This window comes from Streptomyces sp. BL1 (assembly GCF_057628045.1).
Genome location: NZ_JBXYWZ010000002.1, coordinates 7,966,243 through 7,981,096, shown reverse-complemented (window position 1 = coordinate 7,981,096; position 14,854 = coordinate 7,966,243). Strand labels below are relative to the sequence as shown.

13 protein-coding genes are annotated in these 14,854 nt (G+C 72.3%); 11 read left to right on the top strand and 2 right to left on the bottom strand.

Annotated elements, in window-relative coordinates; all coding sequences use genetic code 11:
* The first annotated feature begins 38 nt into the window (after nt 1–38).
* The 11 genes from AC3AGO_RS35255 (at nt 39) to AC3AGO_RS35205 (ending at nt 12,928) form a co-directional block, all read left to right on the top strand.
* The gene (locus AC3AGO_RS35255) at nt 39–1,175 is read left to right on the top strand and encodes an SDR family oxidoreductase (RefSeq protein WP_487824381.1); all 1,137 of its coding nucleotides are present in this window, start codon (nt 39–41) and stop codon (nt 1,173–1,175) included.
* Nucleotides 1,172–2,536 carry an aspartate aminotransferase family protein gene (locus AC3AGO_RS35250; protein WP_487824380.1) on the top strand — a complete coding sequence of 455 codons (1,365 nt, stop codon included), beginning with the start codon at nt 1,172–1,174 and terminating at the stop codon, nt 2,534–2,536. Before AC3AGO_RS35255 ends, AC3AGO_RS35250 begins: the two co-directional genes overlap by 4 nt.
* 4 nt (nt 2,537–2,540) lie before the next feature.
* Nucleotides 2,541–3,137, top strand: coding sequence for a type II toxin-antitoxin system RatA family toxin (locus tag AC3AGO_RS35245; protein WP_487824379.1), 597 nt, complete (start codon nt 2,541–2,543; stop codon nt 3,135–3,137).
* 1 nt (nt 3,138) lies between these two features.
* Nucleotides 3,139–3,654 carry a flavin reductase family protein gene (locus tag AC3AGO_RS35240; protein WP_487824378.1) on the top strand — a complete coding sequence of 172 codons (516 nt, stop codon included), beginning with the start codon at nt 3,139–3,141 and terminating at the stop codon, nt 3,652–3,654.
* Nucleotides 3,655–3,769: 115 nt separating this feature from the next.
* The gene (locus AC3AGO_RS35235; protein ID WP_487824377.1) at nt 3,770–4,708 is read left to right on the top strand and encodes an SDR family oxidoreductase; all 939 of its coding nucleotides are present in this window, start codon (nt 3,770–3,772) and stop codon (nt 4,706–4,708) included.
* Nucleotides 4,705–5,352, top strand: coding sequence for a sterol desaturase family protein (locus AC3AGO_RS35230; RefSeq protein ID WP_487824376.1), 648 nt, complete (start codon nt 4,705–4,707; stop codon nt 5,350–5,352). Before AC3AGO_RS35235 ends, AC3AGO_RS35230 begins: the two co-directional genes overlap by 4 nt.
* The gene (locus AC3AGO_RS35225) at nt 5,349–6,539 is read left to right on the top strand and encodes a nitric oxide synthase oxygenase (protein WP_487824375.1); all 1,191 of its coding nucleotides are present in this window, start codon (nt 5,349–5,351) and stop codon (nt 6,537–6,539) included. Before AC3AGO_RS35230 ends, AC3AGO_RS35225 begins: the two co-directional genes overlap by 4 nt.
* Before the next feature lie 329 nt (nt 6,540–6,868).
* Nucleotides 6,869–8,251, top strand: coding sequence for an MFS transporter (locus AC3AGO_RS35220; protein ID WP_487824374.1), 1,383 nt, complete (start codon nt 6,869–6,871; stop codon nt 8,249–8,251).
* On the top strand, nt 8,251–9,159 hold the full coding sequence (locus tag AC3AGO_RS35215) for a shikimate dehydrogenase (RefSeq protein ID WP_487824373.1): 909 nt from the start codon (nt 8,251–8,253) through the stop codon (nt 9,157–9,159). The genes AC3AGO_RS35220 and AC3AGO_RS35215 overlap by 1 nt, the downstream gene beginning before the upstream one ends.
* Nucleotides 9,160–9,246: 87 nt before the next feature.
* Nucleotides 9,247–11,079 (top strand): bifunctional sugar phosphate isomerase/epimerase/4-hydroxyphenylpyruvate dioxygenase family protein, encoded by a 1,833-nt coding sequence (locus AC3AGO_RS35210; RefSeq protein WP_487824372.1) that lies wholly within the window; start codon nt 9,247–9,249, stop codon nt 11,077–11,079.
* Between the two features lie 280 nt (nt 11,080–11,359).
* Nucleotides 11,360–12,928, top strand: coding sequence for an acyl-CoA synthetase (locus tag AC3AGO_RS35205; RefSeq protein ID WP_487824371.1), 1,569 nt, complete (start codon nt 11,360–11,362; stop codon nt 12,926–12,928).
* A 252-nt stretch (nt 12,929–13,180) separates the two neighbouring features.
* Here the strand turns inward: AC3AGO_RS35205 and AC3AGO_RS35200 are convergent, their stop codons facing one another.
* Both AC3AGO_RS35200 and AC3AGO_RS35195 read right to left on the bottom strand, forming a co-directional pair.
* On the bottom strand, nt 13,181–13,603 hold the full coding sequence (locus AC3AGO_RS35200) for a (deoxy)nucleoside triphosphate pyrophosphohydrolase (RefSeq protein ID WP_487824370.1): 423 nt from the start codon (nt 13,601–13,603) through the stop codon (nt 13,181–13,183).
* A 95-nt stretch (nt 13,604–13,698) separates the two neighbouring features.
* Nucleotides 13,699–14,640: an SDR family oxidoreductase gene (locus AC3AGO_RS35195; protein WP_487824369.1), complete on the bottom strand. Its 942-nt coding sequence runs from the start codon at nt 14,638–14,640 to the stop codon at nt 13,699–13,701.
* Nucleotides 14,641–14,854: the final 214 nt, after the last annotated feature.

The following is a 14,854-nucleotide window of genomic DNA, read 5'->3' as shown; positions in this document are numbered from 1 at the left end:
CGCTTCTTCCGATTCCTGATCAGCGAGGTGACACTTCCGTGTCCTTGAACACGCTCGTTTCTCTGTCCCTGCCCGCAGCCGGCGGTCCGACCGTCCTGCTGACCGGTGGTTCCGGTGTCATCGGCAGCGCGCTGCTGCCGGAGCTGTCCGGCTGCCGGGTCATCGCGCTCACCCATCGCACGCCGTGCCCCGGCGCGGACGAACAGCTGCGCGGTGATCTGACCGCGCACCGTTTCGGGCTGGAGAAGGGGACGTACGCCGCTCTCGCCCGGCGCGTCGACGTGGTCGTGCACGCCGCGGCCGAAACCGGCTTCTCCGGCGGCGCGTCGGCGACCCACCGGATGAACGAGGCGGGCACCCGCAGGATCACCGAGTTCACGGCCGACGCCGGTGCGCGGCTGTATCACCTGTCGACCGCGTTCGTGGCCCGCCGCGAGCTGACCCGCGCCGGTCTCGGCCGGGACTCCGGGGACGCCGCGGCCCGCCCGGAGGACTACGTGGACTCCAAACGGGCCGGCGAAGCCGTGGTGCGCGACAGCGGCGTACCCGCCGTGATCATCCGCCCGTCCGTCGTCATCGGGGACTCGGCGACCGGTCACATCTCGGCGTTCCAGGGCATGCACGGCGTGCTCCAGGCCCTGCTGCGCGGCCTGTTGCCGCTCATGCCGGTGCCGCGCCACTCGCGGGTGGACTTCCTGCCCTGCGACGTGGTGGCCCGGGTCATCGCCCAACTCGTCGCCGAGGAACGTACGGAGGGCGAGGTGTGGGCCACGGCGGGCGAGAGCGCGCTGACGGTCGCGCGGGTGCTGGAGCTGACCGCGCAGGCAGGTACGGAGCTGGGGCTCGCTCCGAAAATGCCCCGCATGGTCGGCCAGGACATGGTCGACCGCCTGATCCGCCCGGTGTTCATCAGCACCCTCCAACCGGGCGCACGGCGCCGTTTCGACGACATGCTCGCCATGACGGCGCTGTTCGCGGGTGCCGGCGCATTCCCCACCAGCCTGGGCACGCTGCCCGCTGGTGTGCCGGCACCCGTGACGGACGAGGTGGAGGCCGGGTTCCTGCGCACGGTCACCCACCTGGCACACGTGAAGGGCCTCGCCCCCGCGCAGAGCACTCCCCGCACCCGCCCCGCTCAACTGGCGGGCCCCAGCGAGGAGTTGCTGGCCGGATGAGCACCCACGAGACGCGCGGCGCGTACGAGGCACGGACGAAGCTCACCCTGCACCACGGCAGCGGAGGGAGTCGCAGGGCACTCGACCGCGACGACCCCGAAGCCGTGCTGGAGGCCTACCGGCGGCACGTCAGCCAGGGCCGGGCGCGGCTCGCCGCGATGACCGGCTCCGTGGTGGAGGTCGCCTCCGAGGGCGCCAAGGTGTGGGACGCGTACGGCAAGGAGTACCTGGACTGCGCCGGGTACGGCGTGTTCCTGCTGGGCCACCGGCACCCGCGGGTCATCGAGGCGGTCGTCGACCAGATCCGCCGTCACCCGATGGCCACCCGCATCCTCCTGGAGCCGTCCGTCGCGCACGCGGCGGCCGCGCTCGCCCGCGTCACCCCGCCCGGCCTGGACCGCGTGCACTTCGTGACCTCCGGCGCCGAGGCGACCGAGACGGCCGTCAAACTCGCCCGCGCGCACGGGAAACAGCGCCTCATCTCCGCCGTCGGCGGCTACCACGGCAAGACCACCGGCGCCCTGGCCCTCACCGCCAAGCCCCTCTACCAGGACCCTTTCCGGCCGCTGCTGCCCGCCGAGCACGTGCCCTACGGGGACGCGGCGGCACTGGAGACGGCGCTGCGTTCCGGGGCGGAGGCGTGTGTGGTGATCGAGCCCGTGCAGGGTGAGGGCGGGGTGGTGCTGCCGCCCTTCGGCTATCTGGCCGACGTACAGCAACTGTGCGCCCGGTACGGGGCGTTCTTCGTCCTCGACGAGATCCAGACCGGGCTGGGACGGCTCGGTACCTGGTGGGGCGCGGACGCGGAGGACGTACGGCCGGACGTGCTGCTGGTGGGCAAGAACCTCTCCGGAGGGATCGTCCCCGTCGCCGCCGCGGTGGCCACACCGGCGGCCTACGCGCCCTTCGACCGCGACCCATTCCTGCACTCCTCCACCTTCGCCGGCGCTCCGGTGGCGATGGCCGCTGCCGAGGCCGCGGTGCACGTCATCGACGACGAAGGGCTGGTGCAGCGCGCCGCCTTCCTCGGCGAGTCGCTGCGGCGCCTGCTGCACGAGGCGCTCGCGCCGCTGCTGGGCGACGCGGTCGTGGAGATCCGCGGCCGGGGCCTCCTGATCGGCATCGAACTGGCCGACGCGGCACTCGCCGGCGAGCTGGTGCTGCACCTCATCGAGAACGGCGTGCTGGTCAACCACTCGCTCAACGCCCACCGCGTGCTGCGGCTGACCCCGCCCGCGCTGCTCACACCCCGCGATCTGGACACGCTCCGCGAGGTGTTCACCGCCGCGGGCCGCGCCCTGGCCCGCTCCCGGAGCCGGAGCCGGAGCCCCGCCCACACCACCGTACGGAAAGGGATATGAGCCCATGCCCAGCGTGACTCTGGAGGCGACCGTTCCCGGCGCCGATCCGGCCGCGGTCTTCACCCGGCTGGCCGACTTCTCCGCCTACCCGCGCTACACCGCGGCCGTACGGGAGGTGACCGTCACCGGCGTGGACGACGACATCGTCGCCTCGCACTGGGCGGTCAACTTCCGCAACGGCGTGCTGTGCTGGTCCGAGCACGACCGCATCGACCCCGCCGCGCTCACCATCGACTTCGCCCAGGTCGAGGGCGACTTCGAGCGCTTCGACGGAACGTGGCGGGTGACGGAGCTGACGGCCGCGGACTCCGGCGGCGGGGAGGGCGGCGGGCACGGGCAGGCGGGCAGTCCGGGACCGGCCGGCACCGCACCGGATGCGCCCCAAGTGCCGGACGTACGGGTGCACTTCAGCGCGTCGTTCGACCTCGGCATGCCGAGTCTGGCGGCGATTCTCGACCCGGTCGCCCGGCAGGCCCTGGCCGAGAGTATCGGGCTGATCCTGCGCGGCCTGTTCGGCGAACACATCGATGTCGCCGAAGCCTCCGCTGCAGCCGCGGAATCCGACGCCACTCCCGCTCCCACCGTGGCAGCGGGTGGGTGACATGACCCGTCCGACGCTCGCGCCCGCCGTGCTCGCCAAGGGGCAGGTGTCCGACCGGCAGTTCCGGGACGCCTTCGCCCAACTCCCGTCCGGCGTCAGCATCCTGACCACCTACGGCTCCGAAGGGCCCTGCGGGATGACGGCCAGCGCCGTGTGCTCGCTGTCCCAGGATCCGCCGCTGGCCCTGGCCGCGCTCGCGAACGACAGCCAGACGCTGGCCCGCATCCGCGCCCACGGCGCCTTCGGCATCAACGTGCTGCGCGACCGGCACGCCCCGGTCGCCGCGGCGTTCGCCCGGCCCACGCCCCACCCGGCGACGCGCTTCAACGGCCTGCCGTACGACCCGGTCGCCTCGGTGCCCATCCTGCGCGCGGCCCTCTCGTGGCTGGCCTGCGAGGTGACGGACCTGCACCCCGGCGGCGACCACACGATCGTCACCGGACTGGTCCGCGCCGCCGGGCACCACGCCGGCTCCCCGCTGGTGTGGCACGCGCGCCACTTCACCTCGGCGAAGTGAGAGCTCGTACGTCCCCCGGCCGGGACTCCGCACGGTCCGTCCTGGACCCCGCGCGGTCCGGCCGGGACCACTCCAACTGCCCGTAACCAGCACCTGCTTCAGCTCAGGAGGAACCGTGTCCATCGATCTCACAGGGAAGGTCGTCGCCATCACCGGCGGCAGCCGCGGCATCGGCCTCGCCACCGCCGCGGCGTTCCGCCACCGCGGCGCCCACGTCGCCATCGGCGCCCGCGACCTGGCCCACGCCCGCGTCGTCGCGCAGCGGGTAGGGGCCCGCGCGTACGCGCTCGATGTCACCGAACCCGCCTCCATGCGGGCCTTCTTCGAGGACGTGGAGCGTGACCACGGGCCCATCGACATCTTCGTCAACAACGCCGGCGAAATGCTCGTGGGCCGCTTCGAAAGCGAGACGGAGGCCGCCACGCACCACCAGTTGGGCGTCAATCTGCTCGGCACGCTGCACGGCATGAAGACCGCCCTGCCCGTCATGCGCGACCGCGGCCGGGGCCACGTCATCAACATGGTGTCGGCCGTGGGCATGGTCGGGCTGCCCGGCTGTGCGACCTACTCCGCCGCCAAGCACGGCGTGACCGGCCTGTCCGAGGCCGTACGGGGTGAACTGCGCGGCTCCGGTGTGCACTTGTCCATCGTGCTGCCCATCCCGGCCGCCACGAAGCTCACTTCGGGCGTCGGCAAGGGACGCTTCGTACCGCTGCTCACGTCCGTCGACATCGCCGAGCGGGTCGTCAGCACCGCCCGCCACCCGCGCCGCTACTCGGTGTACGTACCGGGCTGGACCAACCCGGTCACCCGCCTGATGTTCCTCGTCCCGCAGAACGTACGCGATGTGCTGGGCCGCTTCCTCAAGGCCGACCAGCTGCTGCACACCACCGACACCGCGGCGCGACGCCCGTACGAGGAGCGCGTGTTCGGCCCCGCTGCGGCCTCCGCCGACGACCGGGTCGTCTCCCTGCACGCCCCCGCAAGCGGCTCCGCACCCGAAGCACCGGAGACCGCTCCGGAGGCTGTCGCGGAGAACAGGACCGGCGCATGAGCACCGCACCCGCGTCCACCAAGGGCGCCATCCGGCGCGGCACCGCACCGGCCGAACTGCCGCCGGTGCTGGACCGCCTCGTCCACGTCCATCCGCTCGTCAGCGCGCTGCTGTTCGTTCCGGTCATCGCGGTCTGCGTGTACGGCGCGCGGGGCCAGGCAGGGGGCTGGGCGCTGGCGGGGTGGGCGGCGGCCGGGTACGCGGTCTGGACGCTGTCCGAATACTGGGGTCATCGCGTGGTGCTGCACTACGAGCCCGAACAGGGCCTGGGCGCACGGATGCACTGGCTGTTGCACGGTGTGCACCACGCCTACCCGCAGGATGTACGCCGCTCCATCCTCAGCCCGCTGCTGAGCGTGCCGATGGTCGGTGGGGCGCTCCTTCTCGGCTGCGGCGCCGGCTCGCTGCCGCTGACCTTCGGCGCCGGCTACACCGCCGGCTATCTGAGCTACGACCTGTTCCATCTCTATCTGCACCACGCCCGCCCCCGGAACCGGCTGCTGCGGCACCTGCGCAGGCTGCACATGCGCCATCACTTCCGCGACGACACCCGCGGCTTCGGTATCTCCGCGCCGTACTGGGACCGCGTGTTCGGCACAGCGTTGGCGGACGAGAGCCGCGCCGGCACGAAGGGGGCGCCGTGAACACCGCGACCGGAACGTACACAGGCAGTGGCCTCAACAGCGCCTCGGCACACGGGAAGAGGCCGGTCGTCCCCGTCGCCGACCGGGACGAAGCCGCGGAGTTCCTGCGGCAGTTCCACACCGAGCAGCCGGAACAGCCCACTCCCCTCGCCCGCCGGCTGGCCGAGGTCGGTGCCGCCATCGACGCCACCGGAACGTACCGGCACACCGAGGCCGAGCTGACCTTCGGCGCACGCGTCGCCTGGCGCAACTCCAGCCGCTGCATCGGCCGCCTTTACTGGAACAGCCTGCGCGTCCTCGACCGGCGCGGGTCCACCACCGCCGAGCACATCCACCGCGATCTGTGCGACCACCTGGGCCTGGCCACCAACAACGGCCGTATCCGGCCCGTCATTTCGGTCTTCGCGCCCGACACGCCGGGCCGGCCCGCGCCCCGCGTGTGGAACGACCAGCTCATCCGCTACGCCGGGCACCGCAACGAGGACGGCACCGTCACCGGCGACCCGGCGCTCGCGGACTTCACCGACGCGGTACGCCGGCTGGGCTGGCGGCCACCGGGCAGCCCCTTCGACATCCTGCCGCTGGTCATCGACACACCGGACGACAAGCCCCAGCTGTTCGACGTACCGCGCGGGCTCGTACACGAAGTGCCCATCGTCCACCCGCACTTCGAGCAGATCACCGCGCTGGGCCTGCGCTGGTACGCCGTACCCGCCATCTCCCACATGCGGCTGCGCATCGGGGGCGTCGACTACCCGCTCGCGCCCTTCAACGGCTGGTACATGGGCACCGAGATCGGCGCCCGCAACTTCGTCGACACCGACCGCTACAACCTCCTCCCGGTCATCGCCCAGTGCCTCGGCCTGGACACCGGGAACGAGACCACCCTGTGGCGGGACCGCTCCCTGCTCGAACTCAACATCGCGGTCCTGCACTCCTTCCACACAGCAGGAGTGCGGATCGCCGACCACCACACCGAGTCCCGCCACTTCCTCACCCACGTGGCCCGGGAGGAACGGCACGGCCGCACCATACCGGCCGACTGGAGCTGGGTCGTCCCGCCGGTCTCCGGCGGCGTCACCCCGGTCTTCCACCGCTATTACGACCAGGCCGACCAGCGCCCCAACTTCTATCTGGACGCGGAGGCCCGCGAGCGGGCGCGGGGGCGGTGCCCGTACGCGGGGTGAAGGGCCGGCGGGGCGGGCCGCTTTCGGAGCGAGGACGGCCAGGACCGGTCCCCGGGGCCGTCCGGGCCCCGGGGCCGTCCGGGTCCCGGGCGGATTTCGCGGGAGCCATTGACAGCCCGGAGCGGCGGACGCAACATCCCTGCAGCATGTAATGAACTACCTAGTGCGTTAACAGAGTTCGGGCCCGGCGAACGCGCCGCTGCAGGCGTTCCAGGCCCCGCCCGGGTGACCGCGTCCGTGGCCCAGAGCCGTGGTGCCGACGGCCGCGCACCCGCCCCGCACCGCTCCCCGCGTTCCCGCCAGGAACGCGCCCTCCCCCTGGAGTCCCCGTGTCCCGACCTCCGGCCGGTGCCCCGGCCCCGTCCCCCGCCTCATCGGGCAGCCCGCGCAAGGCCGCGATCGCCGCCTGGATCGGCAGCGCCCTGGAGTACTACGACTTCTTCATCTACGGCAGCGCGGCGGCGCTCGTCTTCCCCAAGGTCTTCTTCAGCCCGGACGACCCCGCCAGTGCCACCCTGATCTCCCTGGCGACCTTCGGCGTCGCCTACGCGGCGCGCCCCGTCGGCGCCGTCGTCCTCGGGCACTTCGGCGACAGGCTGGGCCGCCGGAAAATCATGGTCCTGACGCTGATCCTGATGGGTCTGTCCACCTTCCTCATCGGCTGTCTGCCCTCCTACGCGCAGGTCGGCACCCTCGCCCCGGTGCTGCTGGTCCTCATGCGCGTACTGCAGGGACTCTCGGCCGCGGGCGAGCAGGCCAGCGCCAACTCCATGACGCTGGAGCACGCTCCCGAGCACCGCCGCGGCTACTACGCCAGCTTCACCCTGAACGGGACCCAGGCCGGCCAGATCCTGGCCACCCTGATCTTCATCCCCGTCGCGGCCCTCCCGGACCATCAACTGCACACCTGGGGCTGGCGGATACCGTTCCTGCTCAGCGCGATCGTCGCCGTCGTGGGCTACGTCATCCGGCGGAAGCTGGAGGAGACACCCGTGTTCAAGGAGGCCGCGGCGGGCAACGCGGTCGCCAAGCTGCCGCTGGTCGATCTGGTCCGGGGCCACTGGCCCAACCTGCTGCGGGTGATCGCCGCCTCGCTCATCTCGACGGTGAGCACCATCTTCACCGTCTGGGCCCTCTCCTTCGCCACCAGCGACGCCGGCGGCCTGGAGGATTCGTCGATGCTGTGGGTCGGTGTCCTCGCCAACACCGTCGCACTGGCCGCCATCCCGCTGTGGGCGCACCTCTCGGACCGCGTCGGCCGCAGGCCGGTCTTCCTCGTCGGAACCATCGGCTCGGGCGTCATGACGTTCGTGTACCTGTGGGCCATCACCACGGGCAGCTACGGGCTGGTCCTGCTGACCGGCATCCTGCTGTTCGGCGTCGTCTACAGCGCGGCCAACGGCATCTGGCCGTCCCTCTATGGCGAGATGTTCCCGACGCAGGTCCGGCTCTCCGGCATGGCCATCGGGACGCAGATCGGCTTCGCCGTCTCCGGATTCGCGGTGACCTTCGCCCAGCAGATCGCGGGTCCGGACAACTCCGGGTGGATCGGAGTCGCCGTCCTCACCGGCGCCTTCTGCATCGTCAGCTCCGTCGCGGCGCTCAGCAGCCGCGAAACGCACCGGGTGCCGACGGCGGAGCTCGGGCTGACACCACGCGGGCCGTCCGGGGGTACGCGTACCGCCGAGGCGTCCCCGACCGGAACCGTGTGATGGCGGCGGTCGCCCACGTACGTACGCCGCGCGCCGGCCACTCGTACCTGACCGGTCTCATCGGCTCCGGCATCGGGCCCTCGCTCAGCCCCGTGCTGCACGAGCGGGAGGCCGACCGGCACGGGCTGCGCCTGGTCTACCGCGTCATCGAGCTGGGCGCCGCAACCGGTACGGGAGTCGACGACGCCACCGGTGAACTGCTGCACGCCGCGCGGACGGTGGGGTTCGACGGGTTCAACGTCACCCACCCCTGCAAGCAGTCCGTCATCAAGCATCTCGACGAACTGGCGTCAGAAGCCGCCGAGTTGGGAGCCGTCAACACAGTCGTCTTCCGGGCCGGCCGCACGGTCGGGCACAACACGGACGTGACCGGCTTCGCCCGGGCCTTCACCCGCGGGCTGCCCGGCGCACCGCTGGACCGCGTCGTCCAGCTCGGCGCCGGCGGCGCCGGGACAGCCGTCTCGCACGCACTGCTCGCCCTCGGTGCCGGACACCTCGCCGTGCTGGACACGACGCCGTCCCGGGCGGAGGTGCTGGCCGGGGACCTGAACCGGCGCTTCGGGCCGAGCCGCGCCGTCGCCGTGGCCCCGGCGGACCTCGACGGTGAACTGGCGCGCGCGGACGGCCTCCTGCACGCCACTCCCGTCGGTATGGCCGGGAGTCCGGGCCTTCCCCTGCCGGCCGCGCTGCTGCGGCCCGGCCTGTGGGTGGCCGAGGTCGTCTACCGGCCGCTGGAGACGGAGCTGCTGCACGAGGCCCGCCGTATCGGCTGCCGCACCCTCGACGGCGGAGGCATGGCCGTCTTCCAAGCGGCCGACGCCTTCCGGCTGTTCACCGGTCTGGAGCCGCACACCGACCGGATGCTCGACGACCTCGCCGGCCTCGTCGGCGCCCCGCCCGGGGCCTGACCGCCGCACACGGCACACCCGGGGCGGCACGGGCATCCCGCCGGACGGGACCCGTACCGCCCCGGCCCGTTCCCTGAGGAGTACGACATGCGCAAGTCCATCGCCACCGTGTCCCTGAGCGGATCGCTCTCGGAGAAGCTCACGGCCATCGCCGCAGCCGGCTTCGAAGGTGTCGAGATCTTCGAGAACGATCTGATCGCCTCTCCGCTCGCCCCCGAGGACGTACGGTCACGGGCCGCCGATCTCGGTCTGACCCTCGACCTCTACCAGCCGTTCCGGGACTTCGAAGCGGTCCCCGCCGACGTACTGGCACGCAATCTGCGGCGCGCGGAGCGCAAGTTCGCCGTCATGGAGCGGCTCGGCGCGGACACACTCCTCGTCTGCTCCAGCGTCTCCCCCGACGCCGTCGACGACGACGCGCTCGCCGCCGCGCAGCTCCACGAGCTCGCCGATCGGGCACAGCTGCACGGCATCCGCATCGCCTACGAGGCGCTGGCCTGGGGGCGGCACATCAGTACCTACGACCACGCGTGGCGAGTGGTCGAAGCCGCAGGCCATCCGGCACTGGGGGTGTGCCTGGACAGCTTCCACATCCTCTCCCGCGGCACGTCCGCGCAGGGCATCGAGGAGATCCCCGCCGAGAAGATCTTCTTCCTGCAGCTCGCCGACGCCCCGCTGATGGCGATGGACGTGCTCCAGTGGAGCCGCCACTACCGCTGCTTCCCCGGACAGGGCGGCCTGGACGTCGCCGGCCTGGTGGCGCACACCGTCAAGGCCGGCTATCAAGGCCCGCTGTCGCTGGAGGTGTTCAACGACGTGTTCCGCCAGGCCGACGCGGGCCGTACCGCCGTCGACGCGCGGCGCTCGCTCCTGGCGCTGGAGGAGGCGGCCGGGCTGGCCGTTCCGCCCGCGCCGGTGGTCCCCTCCGGTTTCGCCTTCGCCGAGCTGACGGCGGCCGACCCCGAGCCGCTGCGCGGCCTCCTCGGCGCGCTCGGCTTCGCCCGTACGGGCCGGCACATCGGCAAGCCGGTGGAGCTGTGGGAGCAGGGCGAGGCGCGGCTGCTGCTCAACTCCTCGGTGCCCGGCACGCGTTCGGGCCCGGCGCTGGCCGCTGTCGGGCTGGAGTCGCCCGATCCGGCGGCAGCCGTACGACGGGCGGAAACGCTGCTGGCGCCCGTGGTGCCGCGCCGCCGCGGGGAGCGGGAGGCGCCGCTGGACGCGGTGGCCGGGCCGGACGGCACCGAGTTGTTCTTCTGCCGCACGGGGCACTCCGACCATCCGAGCTGGACGGACGACTTCGCCCCGGCCGAACACCCGCCGGAGCAGGACGCGGTGGAGCCGGACGGGGTGGAGCCGGGTGCGGCGGGCGCCGGGATCCGGGGCATCGACCATATGGCCCTGCCGCAGCCCTGGCACCACTTCGACGAGGCGGCGCTGTTCTACCGCAGCGTGCTGGGACTCGACCCCGATGAGAGCCAGGAACTGGCCGACCCCTACGGCCTCTTCCGCAGTCGGGCCGTCGCCAACACCGCCGGGACCCTGCGCATCGCGCTGAACGTCGCACCCAGCCCGGAGGACGCCGGGAACCGGCCGCAGCACATCGCCCTGGCGACCGACGACATCGCGGGCACGGCACGCGAACTGCGCCGGCGCGGAGCGGCACTGCTGCCGGTTCCGGCCAACTACTACGACGACCTCGACGCGCTGTACGACCTGCCTCCGGACACCCTCTCCACGCTGCGCGAGCTGGACATCCTCTACGACCGGGACGCGGACGGCGAGTTCTTCCACTTCTACACCGTCACGCTGGGCCGGGTGTTCTTCGAGATCGTCCAGCGCACCGGGGGCTACCGCGGCTACGGCGCCCGCAACGCGACAGTCCGCCTCGCCGCCCAGCACACGGCGCAGCACGGCGGATGAACGGACCCGGCCGCCGTACGGACGGGGAGCGTTCCGGGGCCCGCCCCCCCCCGCAACGCTCCCCCGGCGGGCGTGACTTCGCGGGCCGACCCTGACACCGGGACGGGACGACGGCGGCGGCCCGACGCCAACTCCCCTCCGCGGCCGCCGTGTCGGCTGCTGCGCCGCCCCTTGTACGGGGCCGCGGGTGCGGGCACGATGCCCTCAACTCCCCGGCTCCTCCCGCACGACCGCTCCAGCACTCCTCTTGCCTGCCGGACTCACGGAACGGGAGACGTTCATGGGCGCTGCCGCCTCGGCTCCACGCAAGACAGACATCGGGAGCTGGATCGCCCGCCATGCGGCACGCGACCCGCACTCCACGGCGCTCATCGACGGCGCGACGGGAGCCCGTACGAGCTACGGCGAGCTGGACCGTCGCACCGACGCGCTCGCCCGGGGCCTGCGGCAGCTCGGCCTGGAGCCCGGCGACCGGCTCGCCGTACTGATGGAGAACTCCGTCACCTACCTCGAACTGCTCGTCGCCGCCTCGAAGTCGGGCGGCGTCACCGTACCGGTCAACTACCGGCTCGCCCCGGCCGAAGTGGCGTTCGTACTCGCCGACTCCGGCGCACGGGCACTGGCCCACTCCGAGCAGACCGCAGGGCTGGCCACGGCCGCACTGGAGCACGACGGCCACACGGTGACGCACACCCTGAGATCCGCCGCGGACGTCCAGGCCCTGATCGACGGCCAGTTGGCCGACGGCCACCCGGCCGGCCCGCTCGGTACGACAGTCACCGGCGACCGCGTCTGCGCACTCATGTACACGTCGGGCACCACGGGCCGCCCCAAGGGCGCGATGCTCACCCAGGACAACATGTTCTGGAACGCGGTCAACATACTGACCGCCGGGCCCGGCCTGTCCCGGAACGACATCTCGCTCGCGGCGGCACCGCTGTTCCACATCGGCGCACTGGGCCTGTCGGCGCTGCCGGTGCTCTACGCGGGCGGCACGGTCGTACTGCAGTCGGCGTTCGAGCCGCAGCGGACGGCCGAGTTGATGGCGGAGTACGGGGTGACGTACCAGTTCCTCGTTCCGGCGATGTGGGCCGCACTGCTGCGGGTCCCGCACCTCGCCCACTCCACGCGCTCCCTGCGCTGGCCCCTCTGCGGCGGGGCGCCGTGTCCACTGCCCGTCATCGAGGGTGCCCGGGCGCTCGGCTGGAACTTCACCGAGGGCTTCGGCATGACAGAGACCGCGCCGGCCGCCCTCGCACTGGACGGCGACAATGTCGTCGACCGCGCCGGATCGGTCGGCCTGCCCTTCCCGCACGTGGAAGTCCGCATCGTCGACGAGCACGACGCGGACGTCCCGGCGGGCACCGTCGGGGAGTTGGCCGTCCGCGGACCCAACGTCTTCGCCGGGTACTGGAACCTCCCCGAGGCGACCGCGGAGGCGCTGCGGGGCGGCTGGTTCCACACCGGGGATCTCGCCGTGGCCGCGGCGGACGGCTTCATCACCCTGGTCGACCGCAAGAAGGACATGGTCATCTCCGGCGGCGAGAACGTGTATCCGGTCGAGGTGGAACAGGCGCTGCACCGCCATCCCGGCGTCGCCGACGTGGCGGTCATAGGGCTGCCGGACGAGAAGTGGGGCGAGACCGTCTGCGCGGTCGTCGTCCCGGAAGCCGGACACGATCCCGACCCCGCAGAGCTGATCGACTTCACCCGCGAGAAGATCGCGGCCTTCAAGAGCCCCCGACGGATCGAATTCCTCGACGAACTCCCCCGCAACGCCACCGGCAAAATCCTCAAGCGCGTACTGCGCGAGCGGTACGCGGGCTTCGGCGAAGCGTTCAGCCGCTGACGCGGCGACGTGACGGGCGGGGCGGGTAGCGGCTCAGCCGGTGACGGTACCGGCAGACCGCCGTCGACGGACCGGATGATCAGGCGATGAGCGCCTGGGCCGGCAGCCGGTGGCGGCGCGGGCCGCCCACCGGTGCATCCCGGGCCGGCGTCGGTCCGCCGGGGCTTGCGGCCGGTGACGGCCCAGACGTTCACCCGGTGACGGCCGAGGCTCCGCGGACCGGACGGCTGAGCCGGCCACGTCCCGGACGACTCACCCGGTGACGGACTCTTCTGCCGCGAGGCGCCGTACGGCTTCCTCCACGAAGGGCAGGTCCTGCTCCAGCCAGTCCACGTCGTACACCTCGCCGGGCGCGAGCCAGCGCAGCGCGTCGTGATCCTGAAGCGGCCGCGGCGTACCGGAGACGAGACGCGCCTGCCAGGCCCGCAGCACGAGCCCCGGCCGCAGCTGCCACTCGCCGGGCAGCGGCGCCACGGGCTCGACGTCCACGCCCAGCTCCTCCCGCAGCTCGCGCACCAGCGCCCGCTCGGGGGTCTCCCCCGGCTCGACCTTCCCGCCGGGAAGCTCCCACCGGCCCGCGCACTCCGGCGGCGCCGTACGCCGCGCCGCGAGCAACCGCCCTCCCTCACACACAGCGCCTGCCACGACCACCGCGGCCCCTGCCTGATCACCCATCCCGCCAGCCTAGGTGTCTTGCCCCGGCGGGTTGTTGACGTGGCTGACGGGTGGCTGGTCAGCGGACGCGGGCGAACACGCGGGGTCGGCTGCGGCTATCCCTCGTAGCGGACGCCGGTGAGTTCTTCGGAGACGTGCCAGATGCGCTGGGCGTCGTCGGTGCCGCGCAGTCGGCTGTAGAGCTTCTGCTCTCCGGGAGGGCCGCCCAAGTGGCCGGGTCCGCTGGGTCCGTAGAAGCCGCCGGGCTTGGCGTCGGGGGAAGTGGCGGCGTAGAGGGCGGGCAGTTGTGCGGTCTGTACCGTCCCGACGAGGATGCCGCGCGCCGACAGGGCGCGGATCGCGCGGACGCCCAGGGTGTCCTTGTCGCGTCCGACTTCGGGGCGGGCGGCGAGCAGGCTGGTGGGAGCGACTCCGGGGTGCGAGAGGTTGCTCGTGATGCCCCAACCGGCCGCTGCACTGCGCCGGTTGAGCTCCAGGCCGAAGAGCCCGAACGCGATCTTCGACTGGCGGTAGGCGCGCATACCGTCGTAGGACCGCTCCCAGTTCAGATCGTCCCAGTTGATGGCGCCGCCGTTCGCCGCGACGCTGACCTGCGAGGTGACCCGGGCCTGGCCGGCGCGCAGGAGGGGCAACAGGCGGGCGGTGAGGGCGAAGTGGCCGAGATGGTTGGTGCCGAACTGCAGCTCGAACCCGTCGGCGGTCGTCTGCCGCTCGGGCGGTGTCATGACGCCGGCGTTGTTGATGAGGAGGTGAAGGGGCCGGTCCTCGTCCAGCAGGGTCTTGCCCAGCGCCTCGACGGACGCGAGGGAGGACAGGTCGAGTTCGCGCAGTGACACGTCCGCGCCGGGCACTTGCCGGCGGATCGTGGAGAGTGCCGCCTCGCCCTTGCGCGGGTTGCGGACCGGCAAGAGGACCTCCGCGCCGGCGGCGGCCAGGCGCGTCGCGATGCCGAGTCCCATTCCGTCGCTCGCCCCGGTGACGACAGCACGCTTCCCGGACAGGTCGGGAACGGTGATGTCGATGTTCTTGCGTGACATGTGTTCACTTCCGGATTTCGTTCGTGCCCTTGCCTCAGCTGTGACGGCGTCGGCGCTGACATCGGCCCGGGGTTCTCCCCGGCACTTGATCCGCGTGGCCGGAGCGGGAGCACCACCTTGCGCCAGAGCACCCCCTTGCGCTGGAGCGCCACCTTTTAATTTCCACGCGTCTAATTTCTACCATCAGCATGCTCCGCCGACCCGGCCCCGGGCA